Genomic DNA, 16,306 nt, shown 5'->3' on the forward strand with positions numbered 1-16,306 from the left:
TAGTAAAAATAAAAAACTACATAAAACTGCCAGAGCAATTTTATGTAGTTTATCTCTAAATCTCTACTACATTGACCATATTTCTTTTTTAGTTGTAGATATACAAGTTGCACCACTTTTTAATGTCTCAACTACATCTTCCTTATCAGATATTAGACCTCCTGATATTAGAGGCTTGTCTAATGTTGATGAAATCTCCTTAATTATCTTAAAAAGTAATCCTGGAAGTATTTCTACAGCATCACACTCTTTTACTAGATGATTTTTCATATTCTCTTTAGATAAGCTATCAATCATAAATACTCTTTGAATAACTATGAAACCAAGCTTTTTAGCATTTCTTAATACCTGTGGCTTTATACTTATTACGCCTTTGAAATCAGTATTTTCTTTAAGAAATTTTAAAGCAAACTCATTACTAGAAAGTCCCTCTACTAGGTCTATATGCAAAATACCTATCTTATTATTATCAGATATTTTTTTACCTATATCTTTAACACTAAGAATATTCCCAAATAACACAAAGATAACCTTCAAATCACTTTTTAGTGCTACTTCTAGGGCCTCATCATCTTTTACAGCAGCCACCACAGGATTTTCTTCCAACACTTTCTTAAAATTATTCACTCTAACCCCTACTTTCAAAGTCGTTTTGTAATCATTTACAACAACTTTATTCTAACACTTCGATTTCTCAGCTGTCAATAATATAAGTTTTACTTTTTCTTACATATTTTTTATAACCATTTAGTATTTCAAATTAAAGTGTCATATTAATATTTAGTATCATTAGTAATTATTTAGAACTACATACTAATTTAAAATAGACTTTTAACTATATCAATTATAAAATATATAATCCCCAGCTAAAAAGTAAAAAAACTCAGCCAAAGCTGAGTTTTATCAATAATTATTACTTATCAACTATTAATTACCTATAGCACTTTAGATAAAAAGTCCCTTGTTCTTGAGTTTTTAGGATTATCAAATATTTCTTCAGGAGTTCCTTGTTCTATTATATTTCCGCCATCCATAAATATAATTCTATCTCCAACTTCTCTTGCAAAGCCCATTTCATGAGTTACAACTATCATAGTCATACCTTCCTTTGCAAGGTCCTTCATAACACTTAGAACTTCACCTACCATCTCAGGGTCTAAAGCTGATGTTGGTTCATCAAATAACATAACATCTGGTTCCATAGCTAATGCTCTTGCTATAGCTATTCTTTGTTTTTGTCCACCTGATAATGATGCTGGATAAGCATCTGCTTTTTCTAAAAGCCCTACTCTTTTTAGCAATTCTTTTGCCTTTTCTTCTGCTTCAGCCTTTGATTTATTCTTTACATTTATAGGTGCTATCGTTATATTCTCTAAAATCGTCTTATGTGGGAATAGATTAAATTGTTGGAATACCATCCCCATTTTTTCTCTTATTTTATTTATATTAATGTTTTTATCTGTTATATTTTGTCCTTCGAATATTATTTCACCTTTAGTTGGCTCTTCTAATAAATTTAAACATCTTAAAAAAGTACTTTTACCAGATCCTGAAGGCCCTATAACAACTACAACTTCACCTTTTTTTATTTGATCATTAACACCTTTTAAAACTTCATTTTCTCCAAAATATTTATGCAAATTTTTAACGTGAATCACTAGCCTTCATTCTCCTTTCTATATAATTAACAACTCTTCCAAGAGTGAATGTAATAACAAAATAGAATACTGCTGCTACAATTAAAGGTTCAAAGGATCTATATGTTTGTCCTGTAATAACTTTTGCGCTATACATAATTTCTCCAACACCTATTACTGATGCCATTGAAGATTCCTTTATTACTGTAACAAATTCATTACCTATAGCTGGTAAAATATTTTTAATTGCTTGAGGTATTATTATAAGCCTCATAGCCATAAACTGATTCATACCTAGACTTCTTGCAGCTTCTAATTGTCCTTTATCTACAGCATCTATACCTGCTCTTATAATTTCTGAAACATATGCTGCTGAATTTAAAGAAACTGCTATTATACCAGCTGTTATAGCCTTCATATCTATTCCAAATAATTGATCAAATCCATAGTAAACTAACATTATTTGTAATAACATTGGTGTTCCTCTAATTATTTCTATATAAGCTGTTGCCAATATACTTAAAGGCTTCACCTTTCCAATTTTAAACTTTGATCTTTTCATAAGAGTTAATAATGCACCAAATATAACTCCAAGTAAAACACTTAGAAGTGATATTAATAACGTCATTTTAACTCCATCATAGAAATATTGCATATTTCCAGCTAATATACTAAAATCTAGTGACAAAACTTACACTCTCCTTACTAATTTTGTTTTGGTGCTAACTCAGTAGCATCTATAATAAATTGATCTAATAATCCTTCTTCCTTGATTCTATTTATTGTAGCATTTACTTGTTCTACTAAAGCTTCTTGACCTTTTTGAATTCCTACTGCTGATCCACCTTCAGAATCTGTTACCTTTTCTTCTGCCAATGCAAGCTCTGGATTATTTTGAACTATCATTTCTGCAACTGGTAATTCTACTACTAATGCTTCAATTTTTCCACCTTTTAAAGCCATAACTAAATCATTAACATTAGATAAAAGTTGAATATCTCCATCTTGAACTTTTTCTTTTGCAATATCGGCTTGAATAGCTCCCATTTGTGCTCCAACTTTCTGACCTGTTAAATCTTCAAAAGTTTTATACTTATCCTTATCTTCTGCTCTTACTAATATTCCATGTTCAGCAGTATAATAAATATCTGAAAAATCTATTGCTTTTTGTCTTTCTTCATTTGGCGTAATACCAGATATAGCTAAGTCTATTTTACCTGTAGAAACTCCAGCTACTAAATTTTCAAAGTTCATATCTTGTAGTTCTAATTCTACTCCAAGATCTTTAGCTATTTCTTCTGCTATATCAACATCAAATCCAACAATTTGATCTTTTCCATTTTCATCTACTATATGAAATTCATACGGTGCATAGTCAGCACTTAAACCTACTACTAACTTTCCTGATTCTTTAATTGCTGATAGCTTGTCTTCTTTTGAACCACAGCTTACTAAGCCAAATCCCATAACCCCAACAATAGTCACAGCTAATAATTTCTTTAATATTCCTTTTTTCATTTATTTATCCCCCTATTATTTCCTCTTTATTTAACATAGCATAATTATACACTAATTTATTATTTTTATGCAATAGTTTTTTTATAAATTTTAATAAAAAATATATAATTATAATTTTTTATTAAAATCATTATAAAAATTGTAACCATATTTCCTATAATATCTTGATTATTGTCTATATAGTCGAATTTTGATGTTCATATTTTCAAAAAATTTATGCATATAATATATTTCGAATTGAAAATTTATGCATAAATTCAAGTTGTCAGATATAATTAATTTTAATTTGTTTATATAGTTTCATTTTAAAATTAATAGAAGTAGAAATAAATTATAAAAGTTTATTCACAGAGTAATATTTTTATAACTGTTCTAAAGAGAAATATAGGCTCCCTCAAAGACAGCCTATTTTACTGAGTTCATTATAAAAAATAAAGAAATAATAGAAATATTTATGCATATTATTGAATAAATATACTTTTCCTTTCCATATCTATTTAATATAAATACTACGGCCCACAATGCCATAGTAATACATAGACCTATTTGTAAAGGAAGGTATGAGTTAAATATAGGCATATTATTTATGAAATGATATGTCGTTAAAAAAGTAAGTATAATAATTACACTTGTTACAATTACTGCTATTGTACATATAAATGTAAAAAAATCCTTAATATCAAACTTTTTCATTTCTTCTACTCCTTTATTAACCTCTCAAACTCCTCTTCGCTTAATACTTTTACACCAAGTTCAAGGGCTTTATTTAACTTTGATCCTGCTTCTTCACCAGCTATTACAAAGTCTGTCTTTTTACTAACACTACCTGATACTTTAGCGCCTAAAAGCTCTAATTTAGCTTTTATTTCTCCTCTTGAATAGTTATTTAATGTACCAGTAACTACTACAGTTTTGCCTTCAAAAGGACTTGCTATTATTTCTTTTTCTTCGAATCTTGGATTAACTCCAAGTTCTAACAGCTCATTAATAGTATTTATAGCCTTTTCTTCTTTAAAGAATTCTATAACACCTTGAGCTACTATATCTCCAACATCTTGCACAGATACTAAATCTTCAAAAGTTGCACTCTTTAATCCTTCTAAAGATTTAAATCTATTAACTAAGTCTTTTGCAGTTTTTACTCCTACATTAGGAATTCCTAAAGAATATATAAATCTATATAGTTCACAATTCTTACTTTTTTCAACTGCATCTAAAAGATTTTGAGCTTTCTTTGGTCCAAATTTATCTAATTGTAATAACTCTTCCTTATTAAGCTTATATAAATCTGCCATAGATTTAATATCTAACTTCTCAAATAATTGTTCAGCAGTTTTTTCAGAAAATCCTTCGATATTCATAGCATCTCTAGACGCAAAATGAACTATACTCTTAACCATTTGAGGTTTACAAGACAATGTATTTTCACAGAAGTGATGAACTCCATTTTGTACTAAGTGACCCCCACAAGCTGGACAATTATTAGGAACATTTATTTCTTCTGTTCCTTCTAATGACTCTTCAACTACTCCCATAATTTCTGGAATAACATCATTAGATCTTCTTACAAATACTTCAGCACCAATCCTTACACCTTTTCTTCTTATATCATCTATATTATTTAAAGTTGCTCTCTTTACAGTTACTCCTGCAAGTTCTATTGGTTCTAATATAGCTGTTGGTCCAACTCTTCCACTTCTACCAACATTCCACTCAACATCTAAAAGCTTTGTTGTAGCTTCTTGAGCTTCAAATTTATACGCTATAGCCCACTTAGGAAACTTAACTGTATATCCAATAAGCTCTCTAGTTCTTATATCATCAATAGCTATAACTACTCCATCAATATCATAATTTAAATCAAATCTTATACCATTAATATAATTTATTTCTTTTTCTATTTCCTCAATAGTTGTACAGTATCTAACATAGTCATCTATTGGAAAGCCCTTTTGTTTTATAAAGTTTAGCATTTCTTCGTAAGTCTTAAAAGGTTCTCCTTCTTTATATCCTACATCATAGAAAAATGCAGATAAATTTCTCTTTGCTGTTTCCTTTAAATTTAAGTTTCTTAAAGCTCCAGCTGCTCCATTTCTTAAATTTTTAAGAGGTACATCCGCAGTTTTATTATAATTATCAAAGGCTTCTGTAGTCATTATAGCCTCACCATGAATCTCAAACATATCACTATTATCTATTTTTAATGGAATAGATTTTATAGTCTTAACTTGAGCTGAGACTTCTTCTCCAACTTCCCCATTTCCTCTTGTAGCTGCTGCAACTAAAATTCCTTTTTCATCATAAGTTAAATTTACTGTTAATCCATCGAACTTTTTAGTTAATACATATCTAAGAGCTGGTAAATTTTCTCCCCTTGCATTCATTTCATTAATAAATTTAAGATTTCTATTATGCCAATCCTTAAGCTCTTCAATACTTTGAGCCTTATCTAAACTCCAAAGTCTAGCCTTATGAGTATATTTAGTAAAGCCTTCTAATACTCTATCACCAACTCTTAATGTAGGAGAGTAAGGAAGAACATAATTAGTTTCTTCCTCTAAAGCCTTTAATTCATAATACTTTTCATCATATTCTTTATCTGTAACAGATGGATTATCTAAAGAATAATACTCATAGGCATATCTATTTAATTCATCTACTAATTCTTCTATTCTCTTTTTCTTATCCAAATAAAACACCTCTGATTATAATTGATAATTGGTAATTGATAATGGATAATTGTTGAAATAATTTAGCCCTACTAAATTATGAAAATCCCTTTCTAAACTCCTTCGGAGTTTATTCCTTAATTATCAATTATGCATTATCAATTATCCATTCTTTAGATTTTGCTTTGCAAAATCTAAAGTAGTTCTAGGTTTGCTAATGAAAGCATAAGTATCTTTATCCCTTGATTATCAAAGGCTATAGTTATTTTTTTATCGCTTCCTGTATCTGTTATTGATACTATTGTTCCAACCCCAAATTTACTATGCTTAACTTTTCTTCCTACAGTAACATCAGCTCCTGATACATTAGATGTTTGCTTTGGAGCTTGTGGCTTTGTCATAGTCATGGAGCTTCCTCTTAAGCTATGTGGATTATTAAATCTATTATTACTTGGGAACATTGACTTTCTAGTCTCTTGTGCTCCTCCAGTAGCTGAAACATATTCTTTTAAATCTGATTTAATTTCTGCTATAAAGTCAGATTGAGGATAGGCTACAGTTCTTCCAAATTGTCTTCTAACCTCTGCTGAAGTCATAAATAATTGTTCTTTAGCTCTTGTTATTCCAACATAGCATAACCTTCTTGATTCTTCCATTTCAGATTCACTATCAAAAGAAGCAACTCCTGGGAATATTCCATTTTCCATTCCAACCATAAATACTACTGGGAACTCTAGCCCCTTAGCACTATGAACAGTCATTAAAACTATTGTATCATCTTCCTCTTCAAGCTTATCTGTATCTTGAACTAAAGAAACTTTTTCAAGGTATGCAGATAAACTCTTATCTTCATTACTTTTTTCAAAATCAACTGCATCAGATACTAATTCCTTTAAATTTTCTATTCTACTCTTATCTTCTATTTCCTTTGACTTTTCTAATTCAGATAGATATCCTGTTTCCTTTAATATAGTTTCAATTAAAACTGATACAGGCAGAACTTCACTCATATCAATGAATCTATTCATCATTTCCATGAATACTTCTATTCCTCCACAGTTTCTTGCAGTAAGAGTTGGAATATTTCTAACTGTACTTAAAGCATCCCATAAAGGTATTTCATAATCGTCAGCAAAATCAGCAACTTTATTAACAGTTGCATCTCCTATTCCTCTCTTTGGAACATTTATTATTCTTTTTAAACTTATGCTATCTGTTGGATTCACCAATACCTTTAAGTATGAAAGCATATCCTTAATTTCTTTTCTATCGTAGAATCTTGTTCCTCCTAGAATTTTATAAGGAATATCATTTCTTCTTAGGCTTTCTTCAAATATACGTGATTGAGCATTAGTTCTATAAAGAATTGCAAAATCCTTAAAGTTCTTATTTTCTTCATTCTTTATTTTATTAATTTGGCTTGCTACAAAATTTCCTTCATCTGAATCTGCATATGCTCTATAAATTTTAATTTTATTACCTGACTCTTGCTCTGTTCTTAAAACCTTACTTTTTCTATTTGCATTATTAACTATAACTACATTAGCTGCATCTAGTATATTTCCCTTTGAACGATAGTTTTGCTCAAGTTTTATTACTTTTGCATTAGGATAATCTTTTTCAAAGTCTAGTATATTTCTAATGTCAGCGCCTCTCCATTGATAGATACATTGATCATCATCTCCTACCACACAGATATTCTTATGACTTTCTGCAAGTAATCTAATTAATTCATATTGAACCTTATTTGTATCTTGGTACTCATCTACCATAATATATTGAAATTTTCTTTGATAAAACTCTAAAGTTTCTCTATCTTTTTTAAATAATTCTACTGTCTTAAATATTAAATCATCAAAGTCTAGAGCATTATTTTCTTTAAGTCTTTTTTGATACATTTCGTAAACTTCAGCAATTTTCTTCTCTCTAAAATTACTTTCATTTTCTCTCATAAAGCTAGAAGGACTTTGCATATTATCCTTTGCCTTACCTATCTTACCCATGATTTCTCTATCCGTTATATCTTTATCATTTATATTTAATGCCTGCATGCATTCTTTTATAAGAGTTTTTTGATCTGAAGTATCATAAATTGTAAAACTCTTTTTATATCCAAGCTTCTCTATTTCTCTTCTAAGTATTCTTACACAAGTTGAATGGAATGTTGATATCCACATGTCTTCAGCTCTTTCACCTATTAGCGCTTTAACTCTATCTTTCATTTCCTTAGCAGCTTTATTAGTAAAAGTAATTGCTAAAATTTTATATGGTAAAATTCCTAAATCATCTATCATATGAGCCATTCTATATGTCAAAACTCTAGTTTTACCTGAACCAGCCCCTGCTAGTATTAATACTTGACCTTCTACAGTAGTAGCTCCTTCGTATTGTTCTTTATTAAGTAATGACTTTAAATCCATCTATACAGCTCCTTTCATATTACTAACATATTATATCATACATATCTTTTATATTGTTGCCTAAAAGTGTTAAATCAATTATATGATTTTTAATCTATAAGTTCCGGACACAGTCTAAAGCAAAAAAACTCCCTAAGGAGTTTTTAAAATCAAATACTTAGAATATCTGTTACTCTAATACTTCCTTCATTCTAAGTTAATCTAATACATTTTATGCAATATTAATTTCATGTTTTATTTATTTTGATTTTTTATATTCATATTTTAAATTAAATATATACTATTATGCAATTATTGTTAAAAATCCTATCAAATACATATAATAAATTAATTAATTTCGTTTTATTTGAAAGTTCACTGTAATTGTTTTCCTATTATCCTTAATAACAATTGCAATATAGAAAACAATTACATTTGTTTATAAAAACAAAAAAACGCAACCCTTGGGGCTAGGTTGCGCCTTAGCAATAAGCAATAAATAAAAAGGGGGCTATTTATTCCTTTTATTTATCCTTGCAAAATTATTATAGTGCAAATCTGTATAAAATGCAAGGTATTTTGAAAATATTATTGTATATTTATCATATTATGAATGATTTCAATTCATTTTTTTCAAATATTCGTTAAAATCCTTTTAAAATGTTAACTTCCTCTTCTGTTAACTCTCTATATTCGCCTTCTTCTAAATCCTCATCTAGTTTTAACGTTCCAAACTCTACTCTTTTTAAGTAAATAACATTTTTATCTACAGCTTCAAACATTCTCTTTACTTGATGATACTTTCCTTCTTGAATAGTAATCATTACTTCTGATCCTTCTTCTGAAGCTTCTAATATTTCAAGTATAGCCTCTTTACATAAGTATCCATCATCTAATGTTATACCTTTTTTAAACTTCTTAACATCATCTTCTGTTACTTTCTTATCTATCTTTGCATAATAAATCTTATCTACCTTCCATTTAGGCGATATTAATCTATGATTTAATTCACCGTCATTAGTTAGTAATAAGAGACCTACAGTATCCTTATCTAATCTTCCAACTGGAAACGGATTAAAGACTTGATGCTCAATTTCTAATAAATCAACTACAGTTTCATCCCTATTATCAAAGGTTGCAGATACTACTCCATCAGGTTTATTCATCATTAAATAAATATATTTTCTATAAAATATTTCTTCACCATTAACTATTATTCTGTCACTTTCTGGATCTACTTGCATTCCATTGTCTTTTACTATTTCTCCATTAACTTCTATAAGACCTTTTCTTACAGCTTGCTTAATTTCTTTCCTACTTCCATATCCTAAATTAGATAAAACCTTATCTAGTCTTTCCATAAAAGCACCTTCCTTCTTAAGTTTTATTTTAAGCCTTTATGCTTTATTTTATTACTTATAGATGAAAGACACAAGGAATAATAATTAAAAGTTAAGAATGAAGAATGTATAATTAAGAGAAAAATCTCTTAGGAATTTTCAAGATCAAATGTCCATCCCATTTCTTGTAGTTTATCTAAGGTATCCTTAGGTATGTCATTTATACTGCCTCTTTCTATAAATGTACAACTATATATTTGAGTTTTGCCAGGATAAGTCTCCATAATTGAATCATAAGTTATTTCAATTTTATCTCCGCTTTTCAAATCATCAAAAATATTTTCATTTCCTGTTTTATTGCTCATTACAGTGGGACCGCTATCATCACTGACAATAATATTGATTCCGTTATTTGACCTTAAATATATACCAGTCATATAATTTCTACTATTTTCAGAGCATCCTACAATTAAAATTATACTGAATATAATTAGTGAAAAATATACTAATAGTTTTTTCATATTTTATACCTCCAATTGTAGATTTAATTTTTTTATTCTATATTCAATTGAGGCTTAACAGTAAACTCTAAATCAGTATAATCTTCATAATTAACTTTTTTGTAATAACTCTTACTTAAAACCAACATTCTATAATCTCCACTTCTATAGGGAAGAAAGGTATAATAATTTTTTCTGCTATAAGGTTGAACTCTAATCCAATTTCCTTTTTCCATCATATAAAACTCATAACAAACTTCTTTTCCACCTTCACTACTAACTTCAAAGGTTGCTTCTTTTCCTGCAATCACCTCTAAGACATCCAATTTTATCTTAGTATTAGTTACTGGAGTTGCTTCGTTTACATAAAAAGAAACTTCTTTTTTCACATCATACTCATCTTTACATAATATATTCTTAGCATAAATCTCAAAAGTGTATTTTCCTGGACATTTTGGTTTTATTTTAACGTGCTTACTATTAATAAATCCTGTATCTTCAACTTCATGCCCATTAATTTTAGTTACATATCTTAGTAGGACATTTTTAGTATTTTGAGTTATTAGCTCTGTTTCTATTGTATCTCCAACTAAATAAAATTCTTTTTCTGATAATAGTAAATAATCTATTTCTGCTTCTTGATAATCTTTTACTTTAAAGAAAATATATTCATGTGCATCATACTCTCTTGACGAATATTTATCTATTACCCTTACTTCAACCTCATACTCTCCACTATCCTCTGGAGTAAAATTCACCCAATTCATTGCTCCATAGCTACTTCTTTCCTTTTCAACTCCATCCTTATATACAACAAAGGAGTATAGAAGCTGTGTACCACCATCTGCCTTAACTTTTAAGTTTATTGGCTCGCCTTTAATACACCCTCTTGTTTTACTTGAATTTATCTCCAATATATTAACTGGTTTTTCACCTTTTTTATCTATTTTAAAACTTAATTCCTTGGAATCTTCATAGCCTTCATTAAAAGATATATCCTTAACCTTTAAAATAATCTTATATTCTCCCTCTACCTTTGTATCCCAACTAAAATTCCTTGCTCTAATATACCCGGTATCTTCTGCTACAGGTCCCTCAACAATATACCTATATAAAATTTCATTTCCTCCTATTACAGAAGATTTAAAATTCACGGTATTACCAGCTAATTGTGGTGAACTTAATTCTGAAGAAAAACTTCTTATTTTAATTTCCTCATATGGTTTAACTAAATAAATAATAGCAGCTCTATCATCATAAGCTTTATTTGAAAAAATATCCCTAACATAACATAATATCTTATACTTTCCCTTTTCTCTTTCACATATAGATACTGTATTTTTAGTAGAATAATCTTGAATACAACTTATTCTTCCATTTAAATCTACTCTTAAAAACTTATATAAAATAGTTCTTGTCTTTTCATAATTAACTCCAACCTTAAATATAAGCTCCTCACCTACTAAAAGACTTTCAGAAAGACAACTAAATGAATTTATTTCTAAAACTGGTTGATCATTGACCTTAAATTTAATAGTAATAAAATCATCTATATTATTTACTGAAGATGGTCTTTTGCATTCAATTAATATTTCTTCATCTCCAACCTTCGTAGTAGTATAAGTTAACTTATTCTCAGTACTATAGTCTTTTAAAGGTTCCCATCCTTGAAGGCCTCTAATCCAAAATCTATATAACAACAACTCTTCATCATCTTCAGAAAGTACATCTAAATTAATTTTTTCCCCTAAAGTTAAAGTTGTTTTATCTATAGCTACATCTCTAATTAACTTACTATTTTTATTGTTAACTTCAATAATTCCCTTTTCTTCCATATCATTAATTATATATTTAATTCTCCTACTATTAGTCGAGCCTGAGGATTTATCCCTAGCTTGAACCATTATCATATACTCTCCAGGATTTTTAGGATTCCATTTACATACACTATTATCAGAAAAATCTTCAATTTGCTTCCAAACTAAGTTTCTTTCTCCAGGAATACCCTCTAGAAATTTATACTCCAAGTCTTCATTTCCTTCTGATATTGCTTTTATATTAATTGTTTCATCTATTAAAGATGGACTTTCCTTATCAAAAGTTATAATTAATTCACTCATTCTCTCACACCCTATTTTTCTCAATATTACCTAATATTATTATACAATTTACATAACAAAATATATAACGAATTTTGTCAACTGGCAAAAAAAATAAGAATAAACCGTATTTTATATTTCTACAGCTTATCCTCTTATATTACATTCTATTATCTTTATTAAGTTTTTCTCTAATCTTAGGTCGTCTTCTTTTGTCCTTTTTTTAGGATTATTAGTTCTTCCACCTGCACGCCTTATTTTTTGAGATATGTGTCGTTCTTCTAATAATCTATCAATATTCTCTTCATTATAATAATATCCCTTAGGATTAATAACATAAGCACCTTTCCCTAGCGCAATGGCTGCAACTCCATAATCTTGACTAATAACTATATCTTTTTTCTTAGAAATATTAACTACATACATGTCAACACTTTGAAAGCCACTATCTACTACCTTAACTTCTCCATATTCTAATTGTATGTAATGATTAATATCACAAAAGACTATTAATTCAAGCCCATATTTTTTTGCTATATTTTCAATAATGGAGATGCCTGGACAAGCATCTCCATCTACTATAATTCTCATTATTTTAATTTAGCTTCTAATTCAGCCTTTAATTCTTCAAATCCAGGCTTTCCAAGTAAAGCAAACATATTCTTCTTGTATGCTTCTACTCCTGGTTGGTCAAATGGATTTACTCCTAGTAAATATCCACTTATTCCACAAGCCTTTTCAAAGAAGTAAACCATATATCCAAAGTAATATGGGCTAAGCTCTGGAATGTTTACTACCATGTTAGGAACTCCACCATCATTGTGAGCTAATAAAGTTCCATTAAATGCTTGCTTATTAACGAAATCTATAGTCTTTCCAGCTAAGAAGTTTAATCCATCTAAGTTTCCTTCAACTTCTTCTATTGAAACTTCTCTTTTAGCCTTTTCTACATTAAGAACAGTTTCAAACATTATTCTGCTACCCTCTTGGATAAATTGTCCCATTGAGTGTAAATCTGTTGAAAAGTCAACTGCTGCTGGGAAAATACCTTTTTGATCTTTTCCTTCTGATTCTCCAAATAATTGCTTCCACCATTCATTGAAATAGTGTAAACCTGGTTCATAGTTAACTAAAATTTCTACATTTTTACCCTTATTGTATAAGATATTTCTCATTGCTGCATACTTGTAACAATCATTGTTTTTGAAATCATCAGTTGCATATACTTCTCTTGCATCTGCAGCCCCTTGCATCATTTCATCTATACTAATTCCAGCTACCGCTATTGGTAATAATCCAACTGCAGTTAATACTGAGAATCTTCCACCTACATCGTCAGGAATTACAAAAGTTTCATATCCCATTTCATCAGCTAATGATTTTAATGCTCCTCTGCTCTTATCAGTAGTTGCAAAAATTCTTTCTTTAGCTCCATCAACACCATATTTCTTTTCCATATAGTCTTTAAATACTCTAAATGCTATAGCAGGTTCTGTAGTAGTACCTGATTTAGATATAACATTTACGCTTATGTCTAAACCATCGATTGCATCTAAAAGATCAGCTAAATATGTTGAACTAATATTATTTCCAACAAAGAATACTTGTGGAGTATCTCTCTTATCTTTTCCTAAAACATTATAGAAATTGCTATTTAACATTTCAATAGCAGCTCTTGGTCCTAAGTATGATCCACCTATACCTATAACTATTAAAGCATCTGAGTTTTTCTTTATCTTTTCTGCTGCATTTTTTATTCTTTCAAACTCATCTTTATCATAGTTAACAGGTAAGTCTAACCACCCTAAGAAGTCATTACCTGCTCCTGTACCATTTTGAAGAGTGCTGTGCGCACATTTCACCATTGCTTCCATATTGTTTAGTTCTTGTTCTAACTTAACATATGGCTCTACCTTAGATAAGTCTAATCTTAAACCTTTATTCATCATTCTAACCTCCGAATCTTTCTTCGAATTTCTATCGATTAATTCTACGCTGATTAATTCTACTATATTATAACATAATTTAAATTATATATATATATTTTACAAATAAAAAGCTTCTTATGTAAATTTTAAACCCATAGATATCAAAAGATTTTTTTAACATTTAATACCAAAGCTAATATAAAGTATAACAATAAGATAGCGTAAATTTTTGCATTAGAAAATATAACTAAGAAGATTTAAATATGCTATTAATGTACTCTACCATTTTCCAATAATATTTAGAAGATTCATAAGCATCATTAGTAAAATCAATGACTTGTATTAAATAAAGCTATTTATTTTATGTTTTTTCTTTAACTTATAGTTTGTATAACCAGTCAGTAATAAACTTTAAGGATTCGCTGGAAAGTCCTTTTACTTACCCAAATGTCATTTATGTTGCTAAAATACAAATATCTACAAATATTGTGTCATATGATTAATAACATAAAATAGATTTTTTCAATCATCCCTTATAAAACAAACATAATGTTTAATCCACCTATCTCATTTACAGTTAATATATAATTAATCAAAAATAAGTAATTTAATAAAAAATTTGTATTAAAAATATATAAAACAACCTTTTTATAATGTAAAATTATTTTGTATATAAAATTTACAAAAGAATAGTGATTTCTATGCTAAACGTTCAAAAATATTTTGCTACATAATAAAAAACAGTAGAAAAAAATAATAATATATCACAGATTTTTGATACTTTAGTTTTTATTTAAAGTATAGACAAGAACTATCCTTCTTTGATTTAAAATATTTAGATATAAGCAAGATGATACTAAATATTTTATCCATATAAAAGAATAAATTAAATTCTTAAACAAGATATTAACTCCTTATAGATTTATATGCTACCATACTTGCAGATAGATTTTAGAAAATACATGGAGTAATTATTTTAACTATGCAAATATATTATATCTCTTTGTTTGTATAGTTCATTTTTATATAATTTCACTTGGTGTTTCATTTGTTAAAGATAAGAAAAATAAATTATTAGGTTCAACTAATAATATTAAAGAAAAGGAAGTTAGTATTTATTCTTTATTTACCAAAGGTATTAAATAGTTTAAAAATATATATTATTAACGTCTAAAGAAAGCTTCCAGTAATTCTTTTTTGATTGTAGCAAGTTTAGGTGCTGGAAATTCAATGAAAACTAGTTACACAAAATAAATTATAAGAGGAGATTTAAAATGAATCAAATTGATTTAAGTATGCAAACTAATAATTCAACACCTATAAACAAAAAAATTATTTTAAGTGCTAACATTCAAGAAAAAAATAATTTTTATTCTTTTCCAAAACATATACATCAAAGTATTGAAATATATTACTTTATAGAAGGCTCTTGTAAAATGGATATTGGAAAGGAAACTGTAATGTCTGAAGCCGGTAACATTATTATTATACTTACTAATACCGTTCACTCTTTTTATCTAGATTCGAATATATCTTGTAGATTTATTCATATTCATTTTGATCCATACAAATTAAGCTCTATTTTTATGGATAAAGAAGTTTTTAATATAGATCTATCCTCAATTCTATCTTCAATAAATAGTTACTATAAATTAGTAGCTGATGAAAACATGATTTCATTGCTATTTTTAATTATCGACGAAGTAAACGATTCAAATCAATTTTCAGAAACACTATGTACTCTACATTTAACAGAACTTTTAATATATTTTATGAAGAAAGAAAATATCTCATCATTATTTTCAACTTCTAAATCGAATGGTACTTCTAACTATGTTTTTCTTGCCTTTGAATACATAAAACAAAATTATTCTGAAAAGATATTGATCTCTGATATTGCGAATTATCTTAATATATCATCTCGATATTTAAGAAAATTATTTTATGAAGCAACTAATTTAACAGTACTTCAATATATAAATATTTATAGAATTAATAAGTCGATAGATTTAATGGCTACTACAGATAACTCATTAACTGATATATCATTGAGTGTTGGGCTTGGAGATATACAACATTTTTCTAGATTATTTAAAAATATTATTGGTATTAATCCTAGTAAATATAAAAATATGCTAATTCAACATTAATGCAATTTAATAAATAAAAAAAAATCCATGTATATCATTTAAATAGTTAAAGTAATAAAATAAACT

General features: G+C 28.1%; 13 protein-coding genes. 1 reads left to right on the plus strand and 12 read right to left on the minus strand.

All coding sequences use genetic code 11. From position 1 onward, the window contains the following. Positions 1 to 66: 66 nt before the first annotated feature. The 12 genes from ACQPUY_RS07985 to ACQPUY_RS08040 form a co-directional block, all read right to left on the minus strand. Positions 67 to 627: a glycerol-3-phosphate responsive antiterminator gene (locus tag ACQPUY_RS07985; protein WP_430840621.1), complete on the minus strand. Its 561-nt coding sequence runs from the start codon at positions 625 to 627 to the stop codon at positions 67 to 69. Positions 628 to 935: 308 nt separating this feature from the next. After that, the gene (locus ACQPUY_RS07990) at positions 936 to 1,658 is read right to left on the minus strand and encodes an amino acid ABC transporter ATP-binding protein (protein WP_430840622.1); all 723 of its coding nucleotides are present in this window, start codon (positions 1,656 to 1,658) and stop codon (positions 936 to 938) included. Then, on the minus strand, positions 1,645 to 2,292 hold the full coding sequence (locus ACQPUY_RS07995) for an amino acid ABC transporter permease (protein WP_430840855.1): 648 nt from the start codon (positions 2,290 to 2,292) through the stop codon (positions 1,645 to 1,647). Before ACQPUY_RS07995 ends, ACQPUY_RS07990 begins: the two co-directional genes overlap by 14 nt. Positions 2,293 to 2,342: 50 nt before the next feature. Next, a complete protein-coding gene (locus tag ACQPUY_RS08000; RefSeq protein ID WP_430840623.1) occupies positions 2,343 to 3,155 on the minus strand; it encodes a transporter substrate-binding domain-containing protein in 813 nt (270 codons plus the stop codon). Between the two features lie 405 nt (positions 3,156 to 3,560). Continuing rightward, the gene (locus ACQPUY_RS08005) at positions 3,561 to 3,848 is read right to left on the minus strand and encodes a hypothetical protein (protein ID WP_430840624.1); all 288 of its coding nucleotides are present in this window, start codon (positions 3,846 to 3,848) and stop codon (positions 3,561 to 3,563) included. Between the two features lie 5 nt (positions 3,849 to 3,853). Continuing rightward, positions 3,854 to 5,845, minus strand: coding sequence for an NAD-dependent DNA ligase LigA (ligA, locus tag ACQPUY_RS08010; RefSeq protein ID WP_430840625.1), 1,992 nt, complete (start codon positions 5,843 to 5,845; stop codon positions 3,854 to 3,856). Positions 5,846 to 6,018: 173 nt separating this feature from the next. After that, positions 6,019 to 8,244 (minus strand): DNA helicase PcrA, encoded by a 2,226-nt coding sequence (gene pcrA / locus ACQPUY_RS08015; RefSeq protein ID WP_430840626.1) that lies wholly within the window; start codon positions 8,242 to 8,244, stop codon positions 6,019 to 6,021. 623 nt (positions 8,245 to 8,867) lie between these two features. Next, positions 8,868 to 9,584 carry a pseudouridine synthase gene (locus ACQPUY_RS08020; RefSeq protein WP_430840628.1) on the minus strand — a complete coding sequence of 239 codons (717 nt, stop codon included), beginning with the start codon at positions 9,582 to 9,584 and terminating at the stop codon, positions 8,868 to 8,870. A gap of 128 nt (positions 9,585 to 9,712) precedes the next feature. Further along, a complete protein-coding gene (locus ACQPUY_RS08025; protein ID WP_430840629.1) occupies positions 9,713 to 10,084 on the minus strand; it encodes a hypothetical protein in 372 nt (123 codons plus the stop codon). A 32-nt stretch (positions 10,085 to 10,116) separates the two neighbouring features. Beyond that, a complete protein-coding gene (locus ACQPUY_RS08030) occupies positions 10,117 to 12,183 on the minus strand; it encodes a triple tyrosine motif-containing protein (protein WP_430840630.1) in 2,067 nt (688 codons plus the stop codon). A gap of 126 nt (positions 12,184 to 12,309) precedes the next feature. Next, positions 12,310 to 12,753 carry a YaiI/YqxD family protein gene (locus tag ACQPUY_RS08035; RefSeq protein ID WP_430840631.1) on the minus strand — a complete coding sequence of 148 codons (444 nt, stop codon included), beginning with the start codon at positions 12,751 to 12,753 and terminating at the stop codon, positions 12,310 to 12,312. Continuing rightward, positions 12,753 to 14,108, minus strand: coding sequence for a glucose-6-phosphate isomerase (locus ACQPUY_RS08040; protein ID WP_430840632.1), 1,356 nt, complete (start codon positions 14,106 to 14,108; stop codon positions 12,753 to 12,755). The genes ACQPUY_RS08035 and ACQPUY_RS08040 overlap by 1 nt, the downstream gene beginning before the upstream one ends. A gap of 1,256 nt (positions 14,109 to 15,364) precedes the next feature. Between ACQPUY_RS08040 and ACQPUY_RS08045 the strand changes: the two genes are divergently transcribed. Beyond that, positions 15,365 to 16,240: an AraC family transcriptional regulator gene (locus ACQPUY_RS08045; RefSeq protein ID WP_430840633.1), complete on the plus strand. Its 876-nt coding sequence runs from the start codon at positions 15,365 to 15,367 to the stop codon at positions 16,238 to 16,240. Positions 16,241 to 16,306: the final 66 nt, after the last annotated feature.

Source organism: Clostridium nigeriense (assembly GCF_050585245.1).
GTDB lineage: Bacteria > Bacillota > Clostridia > Clostridiales > Clostridiaceae > Clostridium > Clostridium nigeriense_A.